27 protein-coding genes are annotated in these 23857 nt (G+C 68.2%); 13 read left to right on the plus strand and 14 right to left on the minus strand.

All coding sequences use genetic code 11. From position 1 onward, the window contains the following. Positions 1–141: 141 nt before the first annotated feature. The 4 genes from M8A51_RS17915 to M8A51_RS17930 all read right to left on the minus strand — a co-directional run bounded on the left by M8A51_RS17915 (position 142) and on the right by M8A51_RS17930 (position 3507). Complete coding sequence (locus M8A51_RS17915; protein WP_251779895.1) at positions 142–402, minus strand: hypothetical protein; 261 nt, start codon at positions 400–402, stop codon at positions 142–144. 8 nt (positions 403–410) lie between these two features. Next, positions 411–830: a type VI secretion system amidase effector protein Tae4 gene (locus tag M8A51_RS17920; RefSeq protein WP_251779896.1), complete on the minus strand. Its 420-nt coding sequence runs from the start codon at positions 828–830 to the stop codon at positions 411–413. 243 nt (positions 831–1073) lie between these two features. Next, positions 1074–2465 (minus strand): GMC family oxidoreductase N-terminal domain-containing protein, encoded by a 1392-nt coding sequence (locus M8A51_RS17925; protein WP_251779897.1) that lies wholly within the window; start codon positions 2463–2465, stop codon positions 1074–1076. A gap of 97 nt (positions 2466–2562) precedes the next feature. Next, positions 2563–3507 (minus strand): LysR substrate-binding domain-containing protein, encoded by a 945-nt coding sequence (locus tag M8A51_RS17930; RefSeq protein WP_251779898.1) that lies wholly within the window; start codon positions 3505–3507, stop codon positions 2563–2565. 116 nt (positions 3508–3623) lie between these two features. Between M8A51_RS17930 and M8A51_RS17935 the strand changes: the two genes are divergently transcribed. After that, complete coding sequence (locus M8A51_RS17935) at positions 3624–3905, plus strand: hypothetical protein (protein ID WP_251779899.1); 282 nt, start codon at positions 3624–3626, stop codon at positions 3903–3905. 234 nt (positions 3906–4139) lie between these two features. On the opposite strand, the gene M8A51_RS17940 is transcribed toward M8A51_RS17935, so the two are convergent. From M8A51_RS17940 to M8A51_RS17950, 3 genes are read right to left on the minus strand one after another with little or no spacing between them, the layout of a single operon-like run. After that, the gene (locus M8A51_RS17940; protein WP_251780052.1) at positions 4140–5147 is read right to left on the minus strand and encodes an XdhC family protein; all 1008 of its coding nucleotides are present in this window, start codon (positions 5145–5147) and stop codon (positions 4140–4142) included. 23 nt (positions 5148–5170) lie between these two features. Next, complete coding sequence (locus tag M8A51_RS17945) at positions 5171–7381, minus strand: xanthine dehydrogenase family protein molybdopterin-binding subunit (protein WP_251779900.1); 2211 nt, start codon at positions 7379–7381, stop codon at positions 5171–5173. A gap of 10 nt (positions 7382–7391) precedes the next feature. Next, on the minus strand, positions 7392–7856 hold the full coding sequence (locus M8A51_RS17950; protein ID WP_251780053.1) for a (2Fe-2S)-binding protein: 465 nt from the start codon (positions 7854–7856) through the stop codon (positions 7392–7394). A gap of 182 nt (positions 7857–8038) precedes the next feature. Between M8A51_RS17950 and M8A51_RS17955 the strand changes: the two genes are divergently transcribed. Then, positions 8039–8719, plus strand: a complete 681-nt coding sequence (locus M8A51_RS17955) for a heavy metal response regulator transcription factor (protein WP_251779901.1) — start codon at positions 8039–8041, stop codon at positions 8717–8719. Beyond that, positions 8719–10050: a heavy metal sensor histidine kinase gene (locus tag M8A51_RS17960; protein ID WP_251779902.1), complete on the plus strand. Its 1332-nt coding sequence runs from the start codon at positions 8719–8721 to the stop codon at positions 10048–10050. The genes M8A51_RS17955 and M8A51_RS17960 overlap by 1 nt, the downstream gene beginning before the upstream one ends. A gap of 62 nt (positions 10051–10112) precedes the next feature. On the opposite strand, the gene M8A51_RS17965 is transcribed toward M8A51_RS17960, so the two are convergent. Continuing rightward, the gene (locus tag M8A51_RS17965) at positions 10113–10454 is read right to left on the minus strand and encodes a LysR substrate-binding domain-containing protein (protein WP_259372068.1); all 342 of its coding nucleotides are present in this window, start codon (positions 10452–10454) and stop codon (positions 10113–10115) included. Here M8A51_RS17965 and M8A51_RS17970 point away from each other — a divergent pair. The 4 genes from M8A51_RS17970 (at position 10443) to M8A51_RS17985 (ending at position 13676) form a co-directional block, all read left to right on the plus strand. Then, entirely contained in the window at positions 10443–10988 is a 546-nt protein-coding gene (locus tag M8A51_RS17970; RefSeq protein ID WP_368408568.1) for a Bug family tripartite tricarboxylate transporter substrate binding protein, read from the plus strand. The genes M8A51_RS17965 and M8A51_RS17970 overlap by 12 nt on opposite strands. A 21-nt stretch (positions 10989–11009) precedes the next feature. Further along, positions 11010–12167 (plus strand): acyl-CoA dehydrogenase family protein, encoded by a 1158-nt coding sequence (locus M8A51_RS17975; protein ID WP_251779904.1) that lies wholly within the window; start codon positions 11010–11012, stop codon positions 12165–12167. Positions 12168–12247: 80 nt separating this feature from the next. After that, complete coding sequence (locus M8A51_RS17980; protein WP_251779905.1) at positions 12248–13126, plus strand: RNA polymerase sigma-70 factor; 879 nt, start codon at positions 12248–12250, stop codon at positions 13124–13126. Between the two features lie 130 nt (positions 13127–13256). Continuing rightward, positions 13257–13676 (plus strand): carboxymuconolactone decarboxylase family protein, encoded by a 420-nt coding sequence (locus M8A51_RS17985; RefSeq protein ID WP_251780054.1) that lies wholly within the window; start codon positions 13257–13259, stop codon positions 13674–13676. Here the strand turns inward: M8A51_RS17985 and M8A51_RS17990 are convergent. Both M8A51_RS17990 and M8A51_RS17995 read right to left on the minus strand, forming a co-directional pair. Then, positions 13670–14962, minus strand: a complete 1293-nt coding sequence (locus tag M8A51_RS17990) for an ATP-binding protein (RefSeq protein ID WP_251779906.1) — start codon at positions 14960–14962, stop codon at positions 13670–13672. The two genes, M8A51_RS17985 and M8A51_RS17990, sit on opposite strands and share 7 nt — an antisense overlap. Next, positions 14962–15702, minus strand: coding sequence for a response regulator (locus M8A51_RS17995; protein WP_251779907.1), 741 nt, complete (start codon positions 15700–15702; stop codon positions 14962–14964). The genes M8A51_RS17990 and M8A51_RS17995 overlap by 1 nt, the downstream gene beginning before the upstream one ends. A gap of 164 nt (positions 15703–15866) precedes the next feature. On the opposite strand from M8A51_RS17995, the gene M8A51_RS18000 reads away from it, so the two are divergent. The 3 genes from M8A51_RS18000 (at position 15867) to M8A51_RS18010 (ending at position 19919) form a co-directional block, all read left to right on the plus strand. Beyond that, entirely contained in the window at positions 15867–16364 is a 498-nt protein-coding gene (locus tag M8A51_RS18000) for a DUF2147 domain-containing protein (RefSeq protein ID WP_251779908.1), read from the plus strand. 13 nt (positions 16365–16377) lie between these two features. Then, complete coding sequence (locus M8A51_RS18005) at positions 16378–17577, plus strand: cytochrome c biogenesis protein/redoxin (RefSeq protein WP_251779909.1); 1200 nt, start codon at positions 16378–16380, stop codon at positions 17575–17577. Between the two features lie 404 nt (positions 17578–17981). Continuing rightward, entirely contained in the window at positions 17982–19919 is a 1938-nt protein-coding gene (locus M8A51_RS18010; protein ID WP_251779910.1) for a glycosyl hydrolase, read from the plus strand. A gap of 197 nt (positions 19920–20116) precedes the next feature. On the opposite strand, the gene M8A51_RS18015 is transcribed toward M8A51_RS18010, so the two are convergent. Beyond that, entirely contained in the window at positions 20117–20590 is a 474-nt protein-coding gene (locus M8A51_RS18015) for a MerR family transcriptional regulator (protein ID WP_251779911.1), read from the minus strand. A gap of 90 nt (positions 20591–20680) precedes the next feature. Here M8A51_RS18015 and M8A51_RS18020 point away from each other — a divergent pair, with 90 nt between their 5' ends. After that, positions 20681–21010, plus strand: coding sequence for a hypothetical protein (locus tag M8A51_RS18020; RefSeq protein WP_251779912.1), 330 nt, complete (start codon positions 20681–20683; stop codon positions 21008–21010). Positions 21011–21034: 24 nt separating this feature from the next. Here the strand turns inward: M8A51_RS18020 and M8A51_RS18025 are convergent, their stop codons facing one another. Further along, positions 21035–21691, minus strand: a complete 657-nt coding sequence (locus M8A51_RS18025; RefSeq protein WP_251779913.1) for a TetR/AcrR family transcriptional regulator — start codon at positions 21689–21691, stop codon at positions 21035–21037. A 98-nt stretch (positions 21692–21789) separates the two neighbouring features. On the opposite strand from M8A51_RS18025, the gene M8A51_RS18030 reads away from it, so the two are divergent. Together M8A51_RS18030 and M8A51_RS18035 are read left to right on the plus strand one after the other, a co-directional pair. Next, a complete protein-coding gene (locus M8A51_RS18030) occupies positions 21790–22530 on the plus strand; it encodes an SDR family NAD(P)-dependent oxidoreductase (protein WP_251779914.1) in 741 nt (246 codons plus the stop codon). Next, positions 22527–22865, plus strand: a complete 339-nt coding sequence (locus M8A51_RS18035; RefSeq protein ID WP_407062251.1) for a DMT family transporter — start codon at positions 22527–22529, stop codon at positions 22863–22865. Before M8A51_RS18030 ends, M8A51_RS18035 begins: the two co-directional genes overlap by 4 nt. 22 nt (positions 22866–22887) lie before the next feature. Here M8A51_RS18035 and M8A51_RS18040 read toward each other — a convergent pair whose 3' ends face one another. Together M8A51_RS18040 and M8A51_RS18045 are read right to left on the minus strand one after the other, a co-directional pair. Beyond that, complete coding sequence (locus M8A51_RS18040; RefSeq protein WP_251779915.1) at positions 22888–23094, minus strand: hypothetical protein; 207 nt, start codon at positions 23092–23094, stop codon at positions 22888–22890. Then, complete coding sequence (locus M8A51_RS18045) at positions 23091–23822, minus strand: sulfite exporter TauE/SafE family protein (RefSeq protein ID WP_251779916.1); 732 nt, start codon at positions 23820–23822, stop codon at positions 23091–23093. Before M8A51_RS18045 ends, M8A51_RS18040 begins: the two co-directional genes overlap by 4 nt. Positions 23823–23857 lie beyond the last annotated feature (35 nt).

Raw genomic sequence — 23857 nt, forward strand, 5'->3', positions numbered from 1 at the left:
GCGATGAGGGCATAGGGCGATAGCCCTTTTTCAGCCGCGCTCGCTTGTCGTGCTCAGCAGAGTGATGCCGGTCGCGTCGGGATATGCCGCTGGCGGCATCTTCAACGGGGGTTTCCACACGGCCTCGGTCGAAAGCCGAGCTCAGATCGCCCCTTCGCCTCGATGGCTTTTGGCGTCATCCTGCTTCCGCCTCGCTTGCTTGCGGCTCCATCGGAACCCCACATACCCACCGACCAGGACCAGAAGAACCTGGACGATGAGCATTGGCAGGTAGACGGCATTGATGTCCGCATCCGACTGGATGAATCTCGACCCGTACCAGGACGCGAACACCGAGAGCAGGCCATAGGCGGCCGCCCCGACGAGGACGGCGCCAGCGAGTGTGGCGAGCAATGCTTTCATGAGGGTTGCTAGAACCAAATCTCCTTGGACTTCTTGAAGTCGCTCCACACGCCCTCCCACGAAACGCCCCATTGGATGCGGAGCCAGGACGTTCTTTCGGTCATGCGCGAACCGTTGAACAAGTCGATGTGATCGCCGGACAAGCCGGGGCCGTAGTAGTCCTTCAGGAAGATGATTCCTGTCTTGTCTTCGCTCTTGTCGAAAGCCTCGGACACCTTCTTGCCGGTGAACTGGGTCATGCGAACGGGAAGATGGGCAGCACCGCTGGCCAACCACCGCGCCAACTCTTCAGCCCGGATCGCGTACTTCGGTTTGTCCTTCTCCCACGACCATACCCCGGAATACCGAGACATGTCGACGCCCGAACGCAGCAACGCTGCCGAGAGATTGATAGCGCACTGATTTTGGTAGACGGCTCGGTCGAGCAAGGGCCCATCACCTTTGATGTTCGCGATGGTTCGACCGTAGCTGCGCAAACGTTGGCATGCTGTTTTCTCCCTTCTGTCCATGACGCCGTTGACTTTAGGGAACAACAGCCGAGAGAGGGGCTACGGGCGTCGCCATCCCCCTTCAGTTGAGGGCTGACAGATTCCGCAGGTCTTTCGGGTGCTCCCGCATCCCCTGAACCCTTCGAAGGTGGCCGCGGCGCTCGGCTCGCCGACATCTGCCATTCAAGCCGCCGCCACTGCCGGCAGCTCAACAGGGGTCGGCTCCGCCGCCAGGTGCCGGGCCAATCGCTTGCCCAGCGTCACCAGCGTCAGGCTGGGCGGCAGGCCCCAGGCCTCGGGGATGACCGAGCAGTCGCAGACGAAGAGCCGGTCGATGGGGCTTTTCAGATTCGTATCGACCAGGTGCCCGATCTTGGCGGTCCCGCCGGGGTGCGCCGCCAGGTGGGCGGTGCGGTAGATGGCGGTGGCGCCGGCCGCCTTCAGCACGCGCTGCGCGATCTCGAAACCGTGCTGCGCCATGCGCTTGTCGGCCGCCGTCAGCGTCTTGCACACGCCGCCGCGGTCGGTCAGCCGGCCGCCCAGTGCGTCCTTCCACTTGACCATGATGCGCGCGGTGCTGCGATGTGCGAAAAGCTTGTGCACGCGCCCCATCTGCGCGGTGAACAGGGTGTGCATCAGCGGCGGGAACGGCAGATCGGTCAGCATGATGCCGTCGCCCTCCAGGTGCACGCCGGCGGACATGGGGATCTCGTTGTGCTGCAGCCGCACGTCCTTCATCGTGCCGCACACGGTGATCAGCGGGTCAAAGAAGAAGTCATGGCCGGCCTCGCGCAGACCGCTGGCACGCAGGATCAGCGGCGAGCCGATGCCACCGGCCGCCAGCACGATGCGCTCGGCCGAAGCGCGCCGGGTCTGGCCGTCCTGCACGAACTCGACCGCGGTGGCGACGCCGCTCTCGCTCAGCACGCGGGTGACGCGGGCGCGGCTGAGCAGCACGGCGCCGTGCGCGACGGCTTCGTCGACGAACATGCGTGCACTCCACTTCACGCCGTTCACGTCGCCGTAGTAGCCGAAGCGGTGCTCGGGCGTCCAGCGTTCCTGGTACATGTTCTTGTCGAGCTTGGCCCAGGGCAGGCCGACATCGCGCGCGCTGTTCAGCAGGCGCCGCGCCATGGGCGTCATCATCGCGTCGGCCAGCGGTGCGATGGGCAGCTCGGCGCGTGCAGCGGCGGCATCAACGCTCAAGTCCACGCCGTGGCGACGAAACAGGGCCAGCGGCACCGGCCATGCGCAGGCGTAGTAGAAGAGCGAGCTGCCACCGGTGGCGACGCCGCGCACCAGGCCCAACCCCTGTGGGGTGAACAGCAGGCACTTGCCCGGCACCATCAGCTCGGTGAGCGCTTGCCCCACCGTGCCGCGCACTGGCCCGCCCGCTCCCCATTCGAGGATCAGCACCTTCCTGCCACGCAGGGCCATGTCGCGCGCCACGGTGGCGCCACCCGGGCCGGTGCCGACGACGATGAGGTCGTATCCCGATCGGCCGGCGGTGGCAGTGGTGCCTCGATCAAGGCGGTCCTGCGTCGTCGTGTTCTCGAGGCCGGCGGCTACTTTCATGTGTTCTCCCCGCCGGGGCTTGCGACGCCCGGCTGCACTGTTTGCGGGTGGCCGTCACGATCGTACGCCGCGCTCGCACAGGCCATGGCGATCGGCGTCACGACCCGGCGGTATCCGCCATGCGCCCTGCCCGCGGGCCCTCGAACGGCTGCAGCTGCGCCCGGCTCAGCCGGGCCTGCTCCATCAGCCAGTCCCGCAATACGGTGGCGGCCGCAGGCATGCGGCGCGTCCCCGCGGCCGGCCATAGCAGGTGGACAGCCTCGTTGGCGTCGATGTGGCACGGTAGCACGCGCAGCAGGCGCCCGTCGATCAGCTCGCGCTCCGCATAGGCCAGCGGTGCCAGCGCCACGCCCTGGCCTTCGAGGGCCGCCTGCAGCGTCATCATCGTGTGGCTGAAGAACTGGCCGCGCGACACGTCGACGTCGCGCAGCCCCAAGGCGGCGAACCAGTCGGGCCACCGGGCGTTGCCGATCTCGTGCAGCAGCTGCGCACGGTGCCAATCGGGCCGGCCACGCTTGTCGAGCAGCGAGCGGATGTACTCGGCATTCGCCAGCGCGTACAGGTCGCCCGAGAACAGCAGCGTGGCCTCGGTGGCCCGGTAGCGGCCCGAGCCCATTCGCAGTGCCAGGTCGAACGGTCCGCGGGTGAGATCGGCCACCGCGTTGTTGGCATCGACACGAACCTCGATGTCGGGGTGCAGGCGCATGAAGGCCGGCAGGCGCGGCACCAGCCAGCGCACCGCGAACGATTGCGCCACCGTGATCTGCACGATGTGCCGCCCGGGGCGCAGCCGCTCGGCCGCCAGCGCAATCGCCTGCAGGTGACGCGAGATGTCGTCGTGCCAGTCCTTGCCGACGTCGGTCAGTACCAGGCCGCGGCCTTCGCGCTGCGTCAGCGCCACGCCGAGGTGCGCCTCCAGCACGCGCAACTGCTGGCTCACGGCCGCAGGCGTCACCGACAGCTCTTCGGCGGCGGCACGCACCGACCCCCAACGGGCCACGGCGTCGAAAGCTCGCACGGCATTCATCGGGGGCAGTCGCATGGCAGCGTCGCTTCACCATTAAGTTTTACTAAATATACGCCGGCAAATCCGTTGATGGTTCTTCTTGCTCCACCGCTCTATTCTGACCGTGAACAACTTAGCCAAGGTGAACAATCATGAAGACGCCCTGGGCCGTCTTGCCGCCCTTCACGCACGCCCTTGCGCCCAGGGCACCGTGGGCAAAATGGTGGTCGCGCTGGCGTGCCTGGGGCCGCGCCTGGCGGGCCGGTCGCAGCAATGCCGCAGCCATTCAACAGCTGGCATGGCACGACGCGCGGGTGCTCGACGACATCGGCGCGCCGCCGCAGTGGCGTGCACAGGTTCAGGCGCAACGGGAAAGCCGCGAGCGCTGGCAAATCGGCAAGTTGGACGTCGGCAGCCTGGGGCCCGGCCGCTGAGACGTGCAGAGCAGAGCGACCATGCCATTGAGACGACCCCTCCGTGCTTGCAGTTTCGCCATTGCAGCGCCGGACGTGCCGCTCGGAATGGGACTGCGCCCTGGCTCGTTGCGCCTTCTCCCCAGCGCTGCGACAGGGCGAAGGCCGCGGGACGTCGCTTTTTTCCGACGTCGCGCAGACCTGAACGCAAGTTCGGAGTCAGCGTGTTCAGAGCTTCCTGGGTGACCTGCCTCTTCAGGTGCAGGAAGCTCCATTTCTTGCCAGACCGATAGCCATCGACTTGGGCAGGGTCACGCCGTTCCGCGCGGCAACCACGTCGGCCATGATGCTGATCGCGATTTCAGCCGGCGTTTTGCTCCCGATGGACAGGCCCACCGGCCCGCGCAGGCGGGCCAGCTGCGCCTCGGGAACCTGGAAGTGCGTGGCCAGGCGTTCGCGCCGCGCCAGCGAGTTCCTGCGACTGCCGATGGCGCCGACATAGAAGGCCTCGCTTTCCAGTGCGGCCAGTAGCGCCAGGTCGTCCAGCTTCGGATCGTGCGTGAGCGCCACGACGCAGGTGCGCCGATCGGGCCGGAAGTCCGACAAGGCGTCGTCCGGCATGGCCGCGACCAGGCGGGCCTGCGGCGGCAAGCCGCTTTGGTGTACGGTCCGCGGGTCGCATACGGTCACCGCGAAGCCGCTGAACGATGCCATCGTGGCAAGGCAACCCGAGAGGTGCCCGCCTCCGATGAGGAACATGCGGTACTCAGGTCCGAACACTGCCGTCAGGACCGTGCCGTCCTCGTGCAGCGCTTGGACGACCGGCGTGTCATGCAGGGACGCTGCGCCGTCGCGCAGCTGCACACGGCGCTGCACGAGCCGACCGGACTCCAGGCGCCGGACGAGTTCGGACAGCCCCGATGCACCCGGATCGAACTCGACCAGCAACTCGATCGTTCCGCCGCACGGCAGACCGAATCGATGCGCCTCGTCAGCGCCCACCCCATAAGTCAATCGCCGGGGTGCCCCGTGTTCTGCGTGGAGATCACCGCGAGGATCGCAGTACCGGTGCATCAGATCGTCTTCGATGCACCCGCCCGAGACCGAACCGACCACGGCACCGTGTCGTGCGAGGGCCATCACCGAGCCGACCGGCCGCGGTGAAGACCCCCACGTCCGGACAACCGTGACCAGCAGCGCAGGCCGACGCTCGAGGCGCCAGTCGCGCAATGTGCGAAGCACCAGGACGTCAAGATTTTCCATGGCCGCGGCCGACTTCTCGTCGCTCATGCCAGGCCGGAATCAGAAAGCGGCAGCCGGCGGACGTGTCGACCCGACAAGGCCGAGGCAGCGGCCGCCAGCGCTGGCGCAAGCGGCGGCACGCCCGGCTCGCCCACGCCACCGAGCGGCGAGCCGATGTCGACGATATGGGTGATCACTTGCGGCTCCTCACCCATGCGGAGGATCTGGTAGTCACCATAGCTCGACTGCTCGGTGCGGCCGTCCTTGATCGTGATCTTGGCGCGAAGCGCCACGGACAGTGCATCCACCACGCCACCGCTCATCTGTGCCTCGACCTGGCCCGGGTTGATGGCGCGTCCGCAATCGATGGCCACGTGCACTTTGTCGACCCGTATGTGGCCGTTCTGCAGACGCGCCTCCACCACCTGGGCAACAGGGCTGCCGTAGCTGTCGACCACCGCCAGGCCGCGGGCCACGCCGGCCGGCGCGGGACTTCCCCAGTTCGCACTTTCAGCCACACGGTCGAGGACGGCGAGCATTCGCGCCCTGCCCTGCAGGTGCAGGCGGCGGAACTGCAGTGGGTCTTTGCCCGCGGCCGCTGCGCACTCGTTGATGAACGCCTCGACAAAAAAACCGGTGAACGAATTGGCAATGGAGCGCCATGGCGACAGCGCCATCGGCACAGGCACCACTGCATGCTCGACCAACAGGTTGGGGATCTGGTAGTGCATGTCGATGATTCCCGTCAGCGAAAACGGGTCGGCGACTCCGTTGATGAGCGCAACCCCATATTCCCGCCCCATCTGCGGCCCCGCGACGCGGACGCGCAATCCCTGAATGCGACCGTCGGCGTCCAGCGCTGCGCGCATGCGGCACATCATGGTCTGCCGGTACTGCCCTTGTTGCATGTCGTCGGCACGGGACCACAGCACCTTCACCGGTCGGCCACCCACCGCGCGGCTGGCCAGCATGGCTTGTACGGCGGCATCGGAATGCGTCTTGCGGCCGAACCCCCCGCCGAGATAGGCGTTGTGGAAGAAGACCTGCTCGGGCAGATAGCCCCCGATCCGGCCGCAATCGCGCAACAAGATGTCCTGGCCTTGCGTACCGGTCCAAAGGACCAGCCGATCGGCACCGGCCTGCGCCATGCAGTTGATCGGCTCCATGCAGGCATGGGCGAGCAGCGGTACCGCGTAGTCGGCTTCCACCACCTGATGTGCAGCGCGAAAAACAGCCTCGGGATCGCCGCGCTGCAATGCGGGGGGCACCATGCCGCCCTCCAGCGCAGCGCGCATGCGCGCCTCGAGTTCAGGAGTGCCAACGCGATCATGGGGCGTGGCCTTGAAGCGAATCGTGAGCTTGTCGGCCGCCTGCTTGGCCTGCCACCAGCTGCGGGCGACCACGACGGCACCGCCGGGGACGGGCACCACCGCCTCGACCCCGGGCATCCCTCGCACGCTGGCCGGGTCCATCGATTCGACCTCGGCGCGGAACACCGGGGACAAGCGTACGGCCCCATGCCACATCCCGGGCGCTTTCATGTCCACCGCGTAGAGGGCTCGGCCGGTGACCTTGTCCGGGGTGTCCAGACGATGCATGGTCTTGCCGGTGAGCCGACGCTGTTCGATGGGAAGCAGAACCGGCGACTGCGGCACAGGCAGTGCTGCAGCGGCCTGCACCAGATCGCCGAAGGGCACGCGCCGTCCTGTGGGTGCATGGACGATGTGGCCGTTCTCTGCGGTCAGGGCCGCCGGGGGGACCGACAGTCGCTCCGCCGCTGCCAGGGTGAGGAGTTCCCGTGTCTGCGCGGCCGCTCGCCGCAGCGGATCGTGCCAAAAGCGGACCCCGAACGAGCCGACCGACCGTTGCTGGCCCATGGGCAAACGGTAGTCAGGGGTGACCTGCTCGGGCATGGCTGTACGAACCCGGCTCCAATCCGCCCCCAGCTCCTCGGCCAGGATCATGGCCTGTGCCGTGTGTATGCCTTGTCCCATCTCGCAGGTGGGCAGCAGGAAGGTCACGGTGCCGTCTGCGGCAATGCGGATGAAGGACGTCGGCGCGCGGTTGACGGGGGGGCGCACAGCCGGGGCAGCCCCACTGGCGGGCGCGGCGGGTGGGGGCGGCGTTTGAGCGCCCAGCGGAATGGCAACGGTGAGCGCGGCGCCACCGGCGGCCAGCGTGAACTGGCGACGCGACAGGCGGACGTCTGCCGGTGGTTGGGCCTGGGATGCGCGAGCGGTGGTAGTGGTCGACATGGCGATTCCTTCAGGCAGACAGCGCGCGCGCGGCCTCGTGTATGGCCGCCCGGATGCGGTCGTAGGTGCCACAGCGACAAACGTTGCCCGCCATCGCCTCGGTGATGTCGGCGTCGCTCGGCCTGGGCGTGGTGCGCAGCAGCATGGCCGCGCTCATGAGTTGACCGCATTGGCAGTAGCCGCATTGCGGCACGTCGTTCGCCACCCAGGCGGCCTGCAAGGCGCGGCCGATACGGTCCTGCTCGAGACCCTCGATCGTGCGGACCTGCTGACGGGCCAGCGCCCCGACAGGCGTGATGCACGACCGTGCGGGACCATTGCCCACATGCACGGTACAGGCGCCGCAAAGGCCCACACCGCAACCGTATTTGGTGCCCGTCATGCCCAGTTCTTCTCGCAGCACCCACAAAAGAGGCGTCTCGGCATCGGCCTCGACCCGCACGCGGCGGCCATTGATCTCCAGTTGCGTCGTCATCGTCATCTCCTGTTGTCGCCGATCGGCAGCAACCCGTATTTGAGTAACGCCAACCCGCTGCAGGACGACAGGAACATTACATTTCAGCAAGCTTCCGGTTTTTGGGCCGCCACATGACAAATTCGTAATGAAGTCGGCGGCTGTCGCTGCGATGATGGATCGATCCTGAAGGAAGGCCTGCAATGCGGCTGCTGGTGGTGGAAGATGAGAGTCGGCTGATCGACTACCTTGCGAAGGGGCTGACCGAGAACGGGTACGTGGTCGATGTGGCGCGCGACGGAATCGAAGGCAAGCGCCTGGCCGAAGGGGGCGACTATTCGGTCGTTCTGCTGGACGTGATGCTGCCGGGCATCGACGGCTTTGGCGTTCTGCGCGCCATGCGTGCGCGCAGCAACACCCCGGTGCTGATGCTCACCGCCCGCGACAAGGTGGAGGACCGAGTGCGCGGCTTGCAGGAAGGGGCCGACGACTACCTGGTCAAGCCATTCGCATTCTCGGAACTGTTGGCCCGAATCTCCGCGCTGATGCGCCGCGGCTCCGGCGCGACGTCGATGCACCCGACCACCCTGAGATTGGCCGGGCTCGAACTGGACCTGCTGGGGCGGAAAGCCTGGAGAGACGGCCGGCGCCTCGACCTGACCGCGAAAGAGTTCCTGCTCCTGACGGTGCTGTTGCGGCGGCGTGGCCAGATACTGTCTCGCACCACCTTGGCCGAGCAGGTGTGGGACATGAACTTCGACTCCGACACCAACCTCGTCGAGGTGGCTGTCCGCCGCCTGCGCGCGAAGATCGACGATCCTTTTCCGCAACGTCTGCTGCACACGGTGCGGGGAATGGGCTACGTGCTGGAGGAGCGCTCCTGATGAACAGCGCCGGCTACTCCCTGGCCACGCGCCTGTCCATGCAACTCGCCTTGCAGACGGCGCTCGGATTGGGCATGTTGTGCGCGGGCATCTTTGCGGCGACGCATTGGTCGTTTGCCGACAAGCAACGGGCGCACTTGGCGACGAAACTGGCCGCGACGATAGACGCAGCAGTTTCTGCCGAACGCGCCGGTGGCCTGGCGGAGATGCGCAGGCACCTGCAGGCTGCCGTTCCGCGCCGGGCCGGCACCTACCTGGAACTGCATGCCGCGAACGGCGAGCTGCTCTATCGGGATCCCGAAGTCCTTCAAAGCAGCTCGAAGGTCCAGCGTATGGGTTTTTCGCTGTCACTGAGCGCGGGCGAAGCGCAAGGCGTGCTTGCACTCGATATCACCGAGGATTCCCGCATGCTCGTGCGGCTGGCGTTGATCCTGGTTGCCGCGACGATGCTGGGCGGAATATCGGCAGGGATAGCGAGCGCCTGGAGGGTGCGCCGCACCCTGCAGCCACTGCGCACACTCGCCGACCAGACCCGAGCGATCTGCCCGGGTCGAATGGATCAGCGGCTGTCGCTGGCGGAGCCCATCGCGGAACTACAACCCTGGATCGACCAGTTCAATGCCATGCTGCGGCGGCTGGAGTCCGCCTATGTGCAGCTCGAGGCATTCAATGCCGACGTCGCCCACGAGCTGCGCACTCCCCTGGCGGCACTCATCGGGCACACCGAGGTGGCCTTGTCCCGGGAAGATCGCGCCGCCGAGGCGCTGCGCGAGACCTTGACCGCGAACCTTGAAGAGCTGCAACGGCTCGCGGCCCTGGTGAGCGACATGCTTTTTCTGTCGCGCGCAGACCGGGGAGCAACGGCGAGACGCAGCGCTCCTGCCAGCTTGGCCGATCTGGTTCGTCAAGTCGTGGAGTTCCACGAGGCCGCATTGAGCGAAGCGCAACTGCGCGTTGATATCGAAGGTGACGCGAATGTCGCAGTGGATCAGGCGCTGTTCAAGCGTGCGGTTTCCAACCTGCTGGGCAACGCGACCCGATACGCCGTGAAGGGCTCTGCAATTGCGGTGCACATCGGCCTCGACGTTGGGCGGCGAGCGGAAATCCTGGTCGAGAACGCCGGGCCGGATGTCGATGCGCTGAGTGTCCCGCGGCTGTTCGACCGATTTTTCCGCACCGACGAATCGCGCACGGACGGTCACCTGCATCACGGGCTCGGGCTGGCCATTGTGGCGGCCATCGCGCGCATGCATTCGGGGCATACGGTCGCTGTGTCGGGCGGGGGGCGTACCCGCATTGGCTTCGCGGTGGGCGAACCCGCCAAGCCCTGAAACGTGCGGAAAGGAGGCGATGCATTCGGTGGCCAGGCGAGGCGCTGCCTCGGCGGGCCGTCTTACAACAACCGCTCCTCGACGTTGAAGTTCGCCAGATGGCGTATCAACGCCTGCGCCAGCTTGGGCAGCGGCGTGCGCGCCCGGTTGACCACCTTGGTCTCGCGCCTGGCCCACTCGTCGGTCAGCGAGACGATCTGAAGTTTCATGGTGCGTGCATGCCGCAGCGCTGAAGAACGCGGAATGATGCCGATGCCGACGCCGGCTTCCACCAGCAGGCAGATGGACTCGAAGCTGCTGACCTGGATGCGGAAACTCAGGTTGCGGCCGATGGCGCGCGCCAGCGGCGGCAGCAAGCTGGCGAGCGCACTGCCTTCGGCCAGCGAGATGTGGTGCTCGTCCAGCGTCTCGACGAAGCGGGTCTGCGGACGTGCTGCGAGCCGGTGGCCGTGCGGGCGGCCGGCTCGCTGGGTGCCGAGGTGGTGGCCAAGTCGCCGCCCGACGGCAACACGCTGTACTTCGGCGCCAGCCCCACGCTCACCATCAGCCCGCACGTCATCAAGGCGATGACGCTGGACCCGGCACGCGACCTCACGGCCGTCTCACCGGTGCTCAGCTATGCCAATGCGCTGGTCATCCACAAGGAGCTGCCGATCAGCAACCTGCAAGAGCTGATCGCGCACCCCAAGGCCCACCCGGGCAAGGTGTTCTACGGCTCGGCGGGCATGGGTGCGTCCAACCACCTGAGCGGCGAGCTGTTCGCCAAGCAGACCGGCACGCAGATGAACCACGTGCCCTACAAGGGCAACGCACCGGCCGTGACCGACGTGATCGCTTCCAACGGTGCGGCGGTGGCACTGGACGGCGCCATGGTCGACCGCCCCGTCATCCTGCGTGCGCAAGCCGTGCTGGCCCAGGCCGCCGCGCGCCCTTCCTGATCCCAAGACCCGGAGACCCCGATGATCCGCGATCCCGACACCCTCAATGCGCTGCTCGACAGCGTGCGTCGATTCGTCAAGGAACGGCTCGTTCCTGCCGAACACCTCGTCGCCGAGACCGACGAGATCCCCGACGACATCGTGGCCGACATGAAGGTTATGGGCCTGTTCGGGCTGACCGTCCCCGAGGCCTACGGCGGCCCGGGCGTGACGATGGAAGAAGAGTCGCTGGTGATGTTCGAGATGGGCCGCACGTCGCCGGCCTTTCGCTCGCTGTTCGGCACCACGGTGGGCATCGGCTCGCAAGGCATCCTGATCGACGGCACCCCGGCGCAGAAGGACAAGTACCTGCCGATGCTGGCCAGCGGCGATCTGATCGCCTCCTTTGCGCTGACCGAGCCCGAAGCCGGCTCGGACGCCGCCTCGCTGCGCACCACGGCACGACGCGAAGGCGACCACTATGTCGTCAACGGCACCAAGCGCTTCATCACCAATGCGCCGCATGCCGGCCTTTTCACGCTGATGGCGCGCACCGACCCTCACAACAAGGGCGCCGGCGGCGTTTCGGCCTTCATCGTCGAGCACGGCACGCCAGGCATCACGATCGGCAAGCCCGACAAGAAGATGGGCCAGCGTGGCGCCCACACGGCCGACGTCATCTTCGACAACTGCCGCGTACCGGCTGCCAATTTGATCGGCGGCAAGGAAGGCATGGGTTTCAAGACCGCGATGAAGGTGCTGGAGAAAGGCCGCATCCACATCGCCGCCATTTGCGTGGGCGTGGCCGAGCGCATGCTGGAGGACGCATTGGCCTACGCGATCGAGCGCAGGCAGTTCGGCCAGCCGATCGCCGAGTTCCAGCTGGTGCAGGCCATGCTGGCCGACAGCAAGGTGGAAACCTATGCCGCGCGCTGCATGGTGATCGACGCTGCACGCTGGCGCGACAACGGCGAGAACGTCTCGACCGAGGCCTCGTGCTGCAAGCTGTTCGCCTCCGAGATGTGCGGCCGGGTGGCCGACCGTGCGGTGCAGATTTTCGGCGGCGCGGGCTACGTGGCCGACCACGGCATCGAGCGCTTCTACCTCGACGTGCGGCTGTTCCGCCTGTACGAAGGCACCAGCCAGATCCAGCAACTGGTGATCGCGCGCAACATGATCCGCGAGGCCACGCAGGCCTGACGGCGGCGGCGGCCGCCTTCGGGCAAGTGCGGCACACTCCATGTCTGTCACAACGGGCCCGGCCCGTCCGTCTAGGCACCATGGAACATGCTCCCGACCCCTTCGAGGCCTTGCGCCCCCGCCTGCACGGCATTGCCTACCGCATGCTCGGCATCCGCGCCGATGCCGAAGACGTGCTGCAGGACGCCTGGCTGCGCTGGAGCGCGGTCGACAAGACCGGCCTGCAATCGGCCGAGGCGTGGCTGGTGACCGTGGTCACACGGCTGGCCATCGACCGGCTGCGCGCGGCCAAGGCCGAGCGCGAGGCCTACACCGGCTGGTGGCTGCCCGAGCCGATCGTCGAGGTCGACGAGCGCACGCCGGAGACGCTGGTGGAGATGGCGAGCAGCCTGTCGGTGGCCTTCCTGCACCTGCTGGAGCGACTGGGCCCCGAGGAACGCGCGGCCTTTCTGCTGAAGCAGGTGTTCGACTACGACTACGACGAGATCGCCGCGATGCTGGACAAGACCGAGCCCGCGGTGCGGCAGATGGTGCACCGCGCCGGCGAGCGGGTGCGCCGGGAACGGCCGCGCTTCGAGGTCTCGCGCGAGGCGCACCGCCGGCAGCTGGAACAATTCGTGCGCGCCGCGCACAGCGGCAGCCGCGATGCGATACGCGCGTTGCTGTCGGAAGAAATCGCGTCGATCGGTGACGGCGGTGGCAAGGCCGCCGCCGTCGCAACCCCCCTCCAAGGGCGCGACCGGGTCACCAACCTGTTCTGGGCGCATTTCCTCAGGCTGGGCGAACGGCTGCGCTACCGGGTCGCGTCGATCAACGGCGAGCCGGGGTTGCTGCGCTATGTGGACGGCGTGCTCGAATCGGCGATGGCGGTCGAGACCGACGGCGAGCGCCTCGTCACCATCTATGCGATCCGCAACCCGGACAAGCTGGCACGCATCGACGCACAAATTTCTGCCTGAGGGCTGTCACAACGGGCGGGCGACGGGCGTCTTGCACTTGAAGCACGTCGCTTCCAGGCAAGCAAGAAAGGAAACACCCGTGAGCTCTCATGAACCCCGTCTCGACTACCAGGCCCTCGCACCCAAAGCCATGAAGGCGCTCGGGACGCTGTCCTACGTGGCCGCGTCCGCACTCGACCTGCGCCTGCGCGAGCTGGTGAACCTGCGCATCTCGCAGATCAACGGCTGCGCCTTCTGCATCGACATGCACTGGGCCGCGCTGGTACGCGAAGGCGTCGACCCCCGGCATGTGAACGCAGTCGCCGGCTGGCGCGAAGCGCACCGCTTCTTCAGCGACCGTGATCGCGCGGCGCTCAACTGGGCGGAAGCGCTGAACGCGGTGCCGCACCGCACGCCGAGCGACGCCGACTTCGAGCAGGTGCGGCGCCACTTCACCGACGCCGAGATCGCCGAACTCAGCTTCGCGGTGGGTGCCATCCGCACATGGAACATGCTCAACGCGGGCTTTCAGACGCCGGTGCCTGAAACGCCTTACGCGGCCGGTCACTGACGCACAGCCGCGGCGGTCGACGGAACCACCAACTGCGCTTCGAGGCCGCCGCCGGGCCGGTTTTTCAGGTGCAGCTCCGCGCCGATCGCGTGGCTCAGGCGTTCGGCAATCGCCAGCCCGAGGCCGCTGCCGCCGGTGTCGCGGCTGCGCGACTCCTCCAGCCGGCGGAACGGTTGTTTCATCTCGGCGAGGCGGGCCTCGGGGATGCCGGGGCCTCGGTCCAGCACCGTGATGTGCACCGCTGCGGCCTCGATCGTCATCCGCACCTCGGCCGCACCCGCGTGCTTCACGGCGTTGTCGAGCAGGTTCGAGACGATGCGCCTCAGTGCCAGTGGGCGCGTGTTCAGCGTGACCACGCTGCCGGCGTCGAAGCGCACCACGTGGCCATCGTCGACGAAGTCGCAGACCAGCGTATCGAGCAGTGCATGCAGGTCGACCGCCTGCGACGGCTCTTCGGCCGCGTGGGCCGTGCGCGCGTAGGCCAGTCCTTCTTCGACCAGGCTCTGCATGTGAGACAGGTCGGCCTGCAGGCGCCTCCTTGCAGCGGCGTCCGCGAGCAGATCGGTGCGCACGCGCATGCGTGTAATCGGCGTCTGCAGGTCGTGCGACACCGCCGCCAGGATGTGCAGGCGCTCGCGCATCTGTTCGGCGATGCGGTGCTGCATCGCGTTGAAGGCGGCGGCCGCCTCGCGGACTTCGCGTGGGCCATCTTCCGGCAGCGGCCGCACCAGGTTCGCGTCGCGCGCGAGCAACCGCGCCGCCTGCCCCAGCCGGGCCAGCGGGCGCGTGGCCTGGCGCACGGCCCACCAGGTGCACGCGCCGACGATCAGCAGTTGAAGCAGCAGCAGGCCGGCCGTGCGCGCCGTGACCGCACGCGCCGGCGGCTGCAGTTGCAGGGAGACCGCGCTGCCGTCAGCCAGGCGCAGCGCCATGGCCCACCCGCCGCCCGGCAGAGTTTCGACGGCCTGCACGCGATCTGCACCGACGGTGGACGCGATGTCTGCCGTCAGCGCGGTACGGGCCTGCGGTGCGCCCGAAGGTGCCGGGGCGCCGAGGACCCATCGGTAGTTCGGACGCGCCAGGCGCTGCAGCCATGCGGAGCGCTCATCGGCGGGCACCCGTTCCAGGATGGCCAGCGACGAGGCCACGTCGCGCGCGACATAGCCGGACATCATGCTGTCGACCAGGTGCCGCTTTTCCTGCTGCACCGCCCAGTACGACAGCCCGTAGGCGGCCGCCAGCCCCGCCAGCAGGATCGCGACGACGCGCGCGAACAGGCTGCGCATCACGGCCCGCCCCCGACGCCCTCGACCGCGGCACAGAAGACGTAGCCCTCGTTGCGGACGGTCTTGATGTAGCGCGGCTCGCGTGCGTCGTCGCGCAGACGCTGCCGCAGCCGGCTCACCAGCAGGTCGATCGAGCGGTCGAACGGATCGGCTTCGCGACCCTGGGTGAGGTTGAGCAGCTGGTCGCGGTTGAGCACGCGCTGTGCCTGTTCGAGCAACACGTGCAGCAAGCGGTATTCGCCGCCGGTCAGCGGCACCAGCGTGCCGGCAGGGTCCAGCAGGTGGCGTGCCGTGGTGTCGAGCTGCCAGCCATCGAAGGACAGCGTTCGTGGCGACGGCCGGTGCCGAAGGTTGGGCGGCAGCATGCGTGTGCGACGCAGCACGGCCTTGATGCGCGCAAGCAGCTCGCGCGTCGCGAAAGGCTTGGCGAGGTAGTCGTCGGCCCCCATTTCCAGCCCCAGCACCCGGTCGGCCTCCTCGCCGCGCGCCGACAGCATCAACACCGGCAGGTGCTCGCTGCCACGGCCGCGCAGGTCACGGCACAGGGCCAGGCCGTCCTCGCCGGGCAACATCACGTCGAGCACGACCAGGTCGACACCGCCCTGCGCCAGCACCTGCCGCATCTCGCGCGCATGCGCCGCGGTGCTGACGCGGTAGCCCGCGCCTTGCAGGTAGTCGCGCAGCAGCACCAGCAACTGCCGGTCGTCGTCGACGAGCAATACGTGGTCGGGTCTTTCCATCGATGGGCACCTTAGCGGCCGAAGCAGCCGGCCGCCGGCTGCTTTGTATCGCACTTTGTCCGGCGTGCCGGCGCATACACGGCGATGCACACCGGCGCCGCAGCGGACACACGGCCGATACACGGCCCCGCTGCAATGCAGGCGTCGTCCCACTGGAGCTCACCATGCCTGCCTTCTTCCATCGCCTCCTCCATCCCGCCCTCACGCTGACCGTCCTGCTGGCCGCGGCCACCTGCGCCGTCTCGGCCCAGCCCGGGGCACCGGACCCGCGCGGCAGCTGGCTCACTGCCAGCGGCAACTTCGAGGTCGAGGTCGCCCCTTGCGGTGCCGCGCTGTGCGGAACGGTCGTCAAGGTGATCGCCAACCACTCGATGAGCCGCCCCGGCGAGGACATGAAACCCGCCGACCCCCGCCCTGCCCTCGGCATGCGGCTGCTGACCGGCTTCGAGCCCACCGAGACGGCCGTGGTGCAAGACGGGGGGCCGCCGGTGCCGGTCGAGTGGAGGGGCGAGATCTACAACCGGGAAAACGGCAAGACCTACCGCTGCCTGATGTCGCTGGGCACCTCCGGCCACCTCGTGCTGCGTGGCTACGTCGGGTTGCCGCTCTTCGGCCGCACGCAGCTCTGGCAGCGCGTCGCACCGCCGCCCGCCGCGCAATGACACGGAGCCCTCCATGCTGAACTGGACCCTCGCCGCGGCTGCCGGGGCGGCCACAGTGGCCAGCCCCTGCGTGCTGCCGATGCTGCCGCTGCTGCTGGGCGCCACCGTCGGCGAGCACGACCGACGGCGACCGCTGTACATCGTCATCGGCTTCGTGCTGTCGTTCGTGCTGGTTGCGTCCGCATTCGGCGCCGCGGCCCAGGTCTTCGGGGTGTCGCACGATGCCGTGCGGCAGGCCGGCGCCGGGCTGCTGGTCGCCGCCGGAGCCCTGATGCTGTGGCCCCGCGCGACCGAGCGGGTGGCGCTGTGGCTGGGGCCGGTGGCCGCCTGGGGCCACCGCCTCGCGCCCCCGGGCCAGGGCCGGGGCGCAGCCGCGGCCCTGGTGCTCGGCGCCAGCCTGGGAGCGGTGTGGACGCCGTGCGCGGGGCCCGTGCTCGCCTCCATCCTCGCGCTGGTCGCCACGGCCGACACGCCGGCCGCTGCCGCGCCGCTGCTGGCCGCCTATGCGCTCGGCGCCGCGCTGCCGATGCTGGCGATCGCCTATGGCGGGCAAGCCGCGACGACGATGCTGCGCCCGGTACTGCGGCATGCGGAACTGATCCGGCGCGTGTTCGGCGTGATGGTGATGGCCGTCGGGGTGGCGATGCTCGGCCGCTGGGACGTGCAGGCGATCGCCTGGGCCACGCAATGGGCCGCGGCGCCATACGTCGGCGCACCGGACGAAGCCGACCGCACGCCGGCGGCCGCCGGAGAGCCGGCTCCGGAATTCGCGGGCATCGACCATTGGCTCAACAGCGCACCGCTGACGATGGCGCAACTGCACGGCAAGGTGGTGCTGGTGGACTTCTGGACCCACGGTTGCGTGAACTGCATCCGCACGGTGCCGCATGTCGAGCGGTGGCACCGGATGTACGCGAACCAGGGGCTGGTCGTCGTCGGCGTGCACACGCCCGAGTTCGGCTACGAACGCCCGTTGGAGGCGCTTCAGGGCGCGGTGCGACGCTACGGCCTGACCTACCCGATCGCCCAGGACAACAGCTATCGCACCTGGTCGGCCTATCGCAACCGTTACTGGCCGGCGCACTACCTCATCGACCGCGAGGGGCGGATCGTCTACCGCCACTTCGGCGAAGGGGGCGAGCGGGAGACCGAACGCCGCATTCGGGAGCTGCTGGCGCCACGAGACGCCGGGCAGAACGGGCGGCCGGGCTGACGCAGCGGGCCCTGCGCGGCAGCCTCGCAGGCCCGGCCGGCCGCGCCCGGCGCCGGCCGGTGCCCTTGCCTATCGTCGCCATAGCGTGGACCGCTGTCCAAAGATGCCCTACACCTGACGGCCGCCTGCCGACATCACGAGCCAAAACTCGCCGATGTTGCTCGGGCCCGTGCTTGCGCAGAATTCGGTTCATCGCAAGGGGCACTCAACGCACAGACCACGGTCTGTCACCGCCCCTCTTGCGGGGACAGGCAGAACACCACGTTCTACGTCGCGTCGATTCACTCGATGCCGTTGCCTGAGAGCGTATCCCCCGCTTTTTTTGCAGTTCGATCCACCGACAAGCCCTACGGCCCGAGGTGTCGAGAACTGCGCTCAAAAAAACGCTACTCAGGACTCACGCAATGTTTTCTTTCTCTCGCACCTGGAAGCCCGTAACCACTGCCCTGTTCGCCGCCGTGCTGGCGGCCTGCGGTGGCGGCGGCACCGGCACTGACGAAGACCTCGCCGCCGACGACGTCGCGGTCGAGACCGCAGCGGCCGACCTGCCCGCCGTCGACGGCGAGTTCGCCGGCCTGGCCGACGCAGAAGCGCAAGACGCGTCGACGCTGATGCAAGCCGCTGCCGTGTCGTCGGCAACCACCGTGCTGGCACTGCCCGAAAGCGGCGGCAGCTCGGTGCAAGTCAACCGCCTCGTGACCTCGACGATGGACGGTGCCTTCAATGCGACGGCGTCCGGCTGGAAAGTGAACTACTGGGGCACGCCGACCCCCGGCTACTACGTGGGCCGCGAAACGCGTGCCGGGTACGTGCGTTCGGGCGCAGCCTCGCAACAATTCCGCATGTCGCGCAAGGGCAATGGCGACGTGCACCTGACCTATACCTATGCCTTCTCCAAGGGCAAGACCTACCGCTCGACCTTGTACATCCGCTCCGACGTGCCCGCCGAGGTGGTGGTGCAGATGCGGCGCGATGCAGCGCCCTGGGACGCGTTCGGCGTGAAAACCGTCAAGGTCGGCACCTCGTGGCAGAAGGTCGAGATCACTGGCGCCTACCCCGGCACCGTGAAGGGCACCCTGCGGATCGCTTCGCAGACCCCGGGCGCCAACCTGTGGATCGACGACGTCGCGATCGACGAGCTGCAGTACAACGAGATGGCGCCCTTCAGCCAGCAGCCGATCCCCGACACGCTGTTCGGCATGCACGTCAACAAGTTCGGCTGGCACCAGAACTACCCGCAGCTCGGCCACCACGTGGTGCGCATGTGGAACACCGGCACGACCTGGCGTGACCTCGAGCCGCGCAACAACGAGTGGACCTTCACCGGCACCGAGCCGGGCGGCAAGCGCCTGGACATGATGGTCACCTACATCAAGCGCAACGACCCTGGCGCCGCGATCCTGTACACCCTGGGGCAGACGCCGCAGTGGGCGTCCAGCACGCCGGGTGCGCACGGGCTGTACGGGGATGGTGCCGCCGGTGCACCGGTGCGCATGGAAGACTGGCGCGACTACGTCCGCACGCTGGCACAGCGCTACGCCGGCAAGATCCAGTACTGGGAGCTGTGGAACGAGCCTGACTACGCGCCGCATTACAACGGCACCATGGCGCAGATGGTGGAAATGGCACGCATCGCCAAGGAAGAACTGAAGGCCGCCGACCCGAACAACAAGCTGGTCTCGCCCGGCGTGACGGCCGGCCAGGGCATGGCCTTCCTGAACAACTTCCTGGCCCAAGGCGGCGGCGCACACGTGGACATCATCGGCTTCCATTGGTACTTCGACACCTCGCCGGAGAAGATCGGCCCGGTGATCGGCAACGTGCGGCAGATGATGACGAACTATGGCGTGGGCAACAAGCCGCTGTGGAACACCGAAGGCGCGCCGGGTTGCGATTCACTCATCTACACCTGCAGCACGTTCCAGCCGTCGCCCGAGCAGATCCGCTCCACCACCGCGCGGGCACTGATGATGATGTGGGCCAAGGGCGTGAGCAACTTCAACTACTACTTCTGGGAAAGCACCTCGAAACTGGCCCGGCTGGTCGAGTCCGACTTCCGCACGCCGACCGAAGCGGCCAAGGCCTACTCGACCATGGTGCGCTGGATGCGCGGCGCCCGCCTGGTCGACGCCTACGCGGTGAACCAGCAGGTGTACATGTTCAAGCTGAACCGCGGCACCGAGTACCACTACGTGCTGTGGTCCACCCAGGAAGGGCAGCGCGTGCAACTGCCTGCCGGTTGGAAGGCGTCGAGCATGGTGAACCTGCAGGACACCTCGGCGGCACTGCCGGCGTCCCGTGAGATCACGCTGGGCCTGGAGCCGGTGCTGCTCAAGCCCTGAACGGCGCGAGCCGACAAAACCCCGCCCGCAGGGCGGGGTTTTCTTTTTGGCCCGGTGGATCGTCCGCGCCGCCGCGCGTGTTGCGCGGACAACGGCGCCGCCGATCTGCTGCCCGACCGCGCTGCTGGACGAGTCTCTGCCTGCCGCTTCTGTTGCAGCCGCAGTTCACCCGGGCTGCAGCCGCGACGTCTTCCAGCTCACGCCCCCTGGCCGCAACAGCCGGTTTCAGCGGACGTCGCCGCCGCAGCCCTGCCCAGGTCCTTCAGGATGGTGCATTTCGGCGCCGGCCCCCCGGCACACGCCGCGGTGCACGAGCTGACAAACCGTACCAGGCTGCGCTCCAGTGCATGCAGTTCGGTCAACTTGTTCCGTACCTCGTCGAGATGCCGCTGCGCGATGTCACGCGCCTCGACGCAGTCCCGTTCCCCGTCTTCGGTCAACGACACCAGCGCCCGCACCTGCTCGATCGAGAAACCGAAGTCCCGGCAACTGCGGATGAACGTGAGCAACTGCTGCGCAGCCGGACCGTAGACCCGATGGCCGCTGGGCCTTCGCTGCGCCGGCGGGATCAGGCCGATCCCTTCGTAGTAGCGAATCGTCGGGACGTTCACTCCGGTGCGCCCGGCCAGCACGCCGATGGTCACCGGCCCCTCGATGCCCGAGGTTTTCATCGACTTTCCCTTGCATCTCAAGCCACTTGAGGTTTCACAGTCGAGTGTACGGGCAGCCGCCCACCCTTGAACCCCTGAAGACGAGGACCCATGATGAAACCCTTGCTGGCCCTGCTGGGCGTCGGTGCCGCCTGCGCCGCCTGTTGTGCCATTCCCCTCGCACTGCCCTTGATCGGCGGGGTGGTGGCGTCGGGAGTGCTCGGCGTGACGGCCGGATGGCAGTGGGCCGCCTTGGGCGCGGCGGCTCTGGCCGCGATCGCCGCGACGGCATGGCGCATGCGCCGTCGCCGCCCGGCCTGCACCATCGATCCGACGGCCCGAGCATCTGCCGGATGCCGGTGCGAGCTCGCAGGTTCGAGCGCAAACGCACCCAGCGAAGAGACCCGACGCGCTCGGCACGACACGACGACAGGGACCTGATCGCCTGCGCCTGCCGCCTTCCTGTTACGCCGGCCGCTCAACCGGGCGCGGCCGGCGACCGACCTGTGCCGGCCGCTGCACCGTCGTCAGCGCATCCCACGCGGTCATCGCGCAATCGATCACACGGTGCAGTTCTTCGCGACTGGCGCCGTCGCGCGCCTTGACCGACAGGCCCTCCAGCACCGAGGTGTAGAACATCGCCAGCGTCGCAGTGTCGACACCTGACGGCAGGTCGCCCTCGGCCACGCCGCACTCGAGCCGGTGCTGGATGGCATCTTGCGACCTCAGGCGCAGTTCGCGCAGGAAGTCGCGCACCGGCGCATGCACCGGCATGCCCACCGTCGCGCTCAGCACCGTCATGCAGCCGCTCGGCTTGGCAGGGTCGGCGTAGGCGTCGGCGTTGCCGCGCAGCATCACTTCGATCGCCGCGCGTGCGGTCGGCTCGTCGGTGAGCGCACGTGCGGTGACGACGCCCTCGACGCGTTCGTAGCGTTCCACTGCTTCGCGGAACAGGCTTTCCTTCGAGCGAAACGCCGCGTACAGGCTCGGCGGGCTCACGCCCATGGCGTCCAGCAGGTCGCGGATCGATGTGCCTTCGTAGCCGCGTTCCCAGAACACGCGCATCGCGCGCTCCAGCGCCTCGTCGCGGTCGAAGCTGCGCGGCCTGCCTCTCGGTGCCAAGGGGCGTCCTTTCTGTATGGGTGGTCGAAAAAATCGCGCCCGCTCGAAACGGGGCGCGGCCTCTATTCTGTATCGACCCTTATCGAAATGGAGCTTACATGACGAACCTGACCCACAAGACAGCCCTGGTCACCGGTGGCAGCCGGGGCATCGGCGCGGCCATCGCGTGCCGGCTGGCCGCCGACGGCGCCGACGTGGCCTTCACCTATCGCAGCGCAAGAGCGGACGCCGAGCGAGTCAGCGCGCAGATCGAGGCGCACGGCCGCCGTGCCCTCGCGATCGCCGCCGACAGTGCCGACCGCGGCGCGCTGGAAGCCGCGGTGGCGCAAACCGCGGCAGCGTTCGGCCGCATCGACGTGCTGGTCCACAACGCCGGCATCTTCCTCACCGGCGAGATCGGCGCGGTGGACCTGGCCGACCTCGACCAGTTGCTGGCAGTGCACGTCGCGGCGCCGGTGGTGGCCACGCGGGCGGCGCTGCAGCACATGCCGGCCGGCGGCCGCGTGATCTCGATCGGAAGCTGTCTGGCCGAGCGCGTTCCGGGAGCCGGCATGAGCCTCTACGCCATGAGCAAGTCGGCGCTGACCGGCTTCACCAAGGGCATTGCGCGCGACCTCGGGCCGCGCGGCATCACGGCCAATGTGGTGCACCCGGGCCCGGTAGACACCGACATGAATCCGGCCGACAGCGAACATGCCGATGCGCAGCGGGGGTTGCTGGCGCTGGGCCGCTTCGGACAAGCAGAGGAAGTGGCCGCGATGGTGGCTTTCCTCGCCGGAGACGGCGGCCGCTTCGTCACCGGCGCGTCGATCACGGTCGACGGGGGGCACAACGCGTGAGGCTGCAGGCCGACGGCCTGGCCTGGGCCCTGCTGCTGACGGCCGGAGCGCTCGAAGCCGTGTGGGCACTGGCCCTCAAGCGCTCGCACGGCTTCACGGTGCTGTGGCCGAGCCTGCTGGGCGTGACCGTCGCCATCGTCAGCCTGACGATGCTGACCGTCGCGCTGAAGCACCTGCCGGCAGGCACCGCCTACGCCGTCTGGGTCGGCGTCGGCAGCGTCTGCGTGGCGGTGGCCGGCATCGCGCTGTTCGGCGAAAGCGCCGCTCCCGCGCGGCTCGTCTGCCTGGGCCTGATCGCCGGTGGCGTGGTCGGCTTGAAGCTGCTGCCACAGTGAAGCGGGCAGGCAAGCCCGCAGGTCACGCCCTCGGGGCCGCTTCTGCGAGCAACGCGACGCGCGCATCGTCGAGCAGCGCAACCACCTCCGTGGCGAGAGCGGATGCTGCAAAGCCGGCTTCCCCGGCAGCGCCGGGCTCCTGCATGCACCTTTCCTGCAGCAGCAGCGCCATCCGGTAGGCGCGCTCCAGCAGCGCGGCCGTGGTCTCGAGCTGCCGTGCAGGGCTCATGACAACCGCATCAGGTTGGCAATGCCGAGAGCCGCGAACGTCACGAACAGTGCGCGCTGGAACGCCGTTCCGCTGAGGCGGGAACGCAGGCAATTGCCGCACGCCAGCCCGGCACATGCGGCAAGAAGCGCCACCGCCGCTCCGGGCGACAGGAGCGACACCTCGGGAGCGGCACCCACTCGCACCGCCAGTGCGAGGGTCGCGACGGTGAACGACAGGCCCAGCGCCTGCACCAGCACGTCCTTCTGCAGACGCAGTGCCTGCAGGTAGGGCACCAAAGGCATCACGAACACCGCGGTGGACGCGGCAACCAGCCCGGTGAGCACGCCGGCGCAAGGCCCGGCCCACCGCCTGTGCCGAGCCAGGTCGGGCAGGCTCGGCCGCCACAAACCCCAGACGCCGTACAGCACCAGCGTGAGGCCCAGCAAGGCGCGGGCATCCGGGCCGGCCCCGCCGGCGCCGGCGGCCGGCGCGAGCGACGTGACCAGCGCCAGACAGCCCCATGCAGGCCACAAGGCCGCAACCAGCACGCGCGCATGCGGCCCGCGGCACTGCGCGAGATTGGTCGCCAGCGACGGCACGATCAGCAGCGCGGCGGCCTGTACCGGCGGAAGCCACAAGCCGAGCAGGCTGACCGCCACCGTGGGCAGCCCCATTCCGGTGATGCCCTTGACGCAGCCGGCCAGCGCGAACACGACAGCAATACCGAACGCATTGAGGAAGTCCATCAGCGCATCTTCTGCGCCGACCGGTCTGCTTGTCG

This window comes from Caldimonas mangrovi (assembly GCF_023721835.1).
GTDB classification, from domain to species: domain Bacteria; phylum Pseudomonadota; class Gammaproteobacteria; order Burkholderiales; family Burkholderiaceae_C; genus Caldimonas; species Caldimonas mangrovi.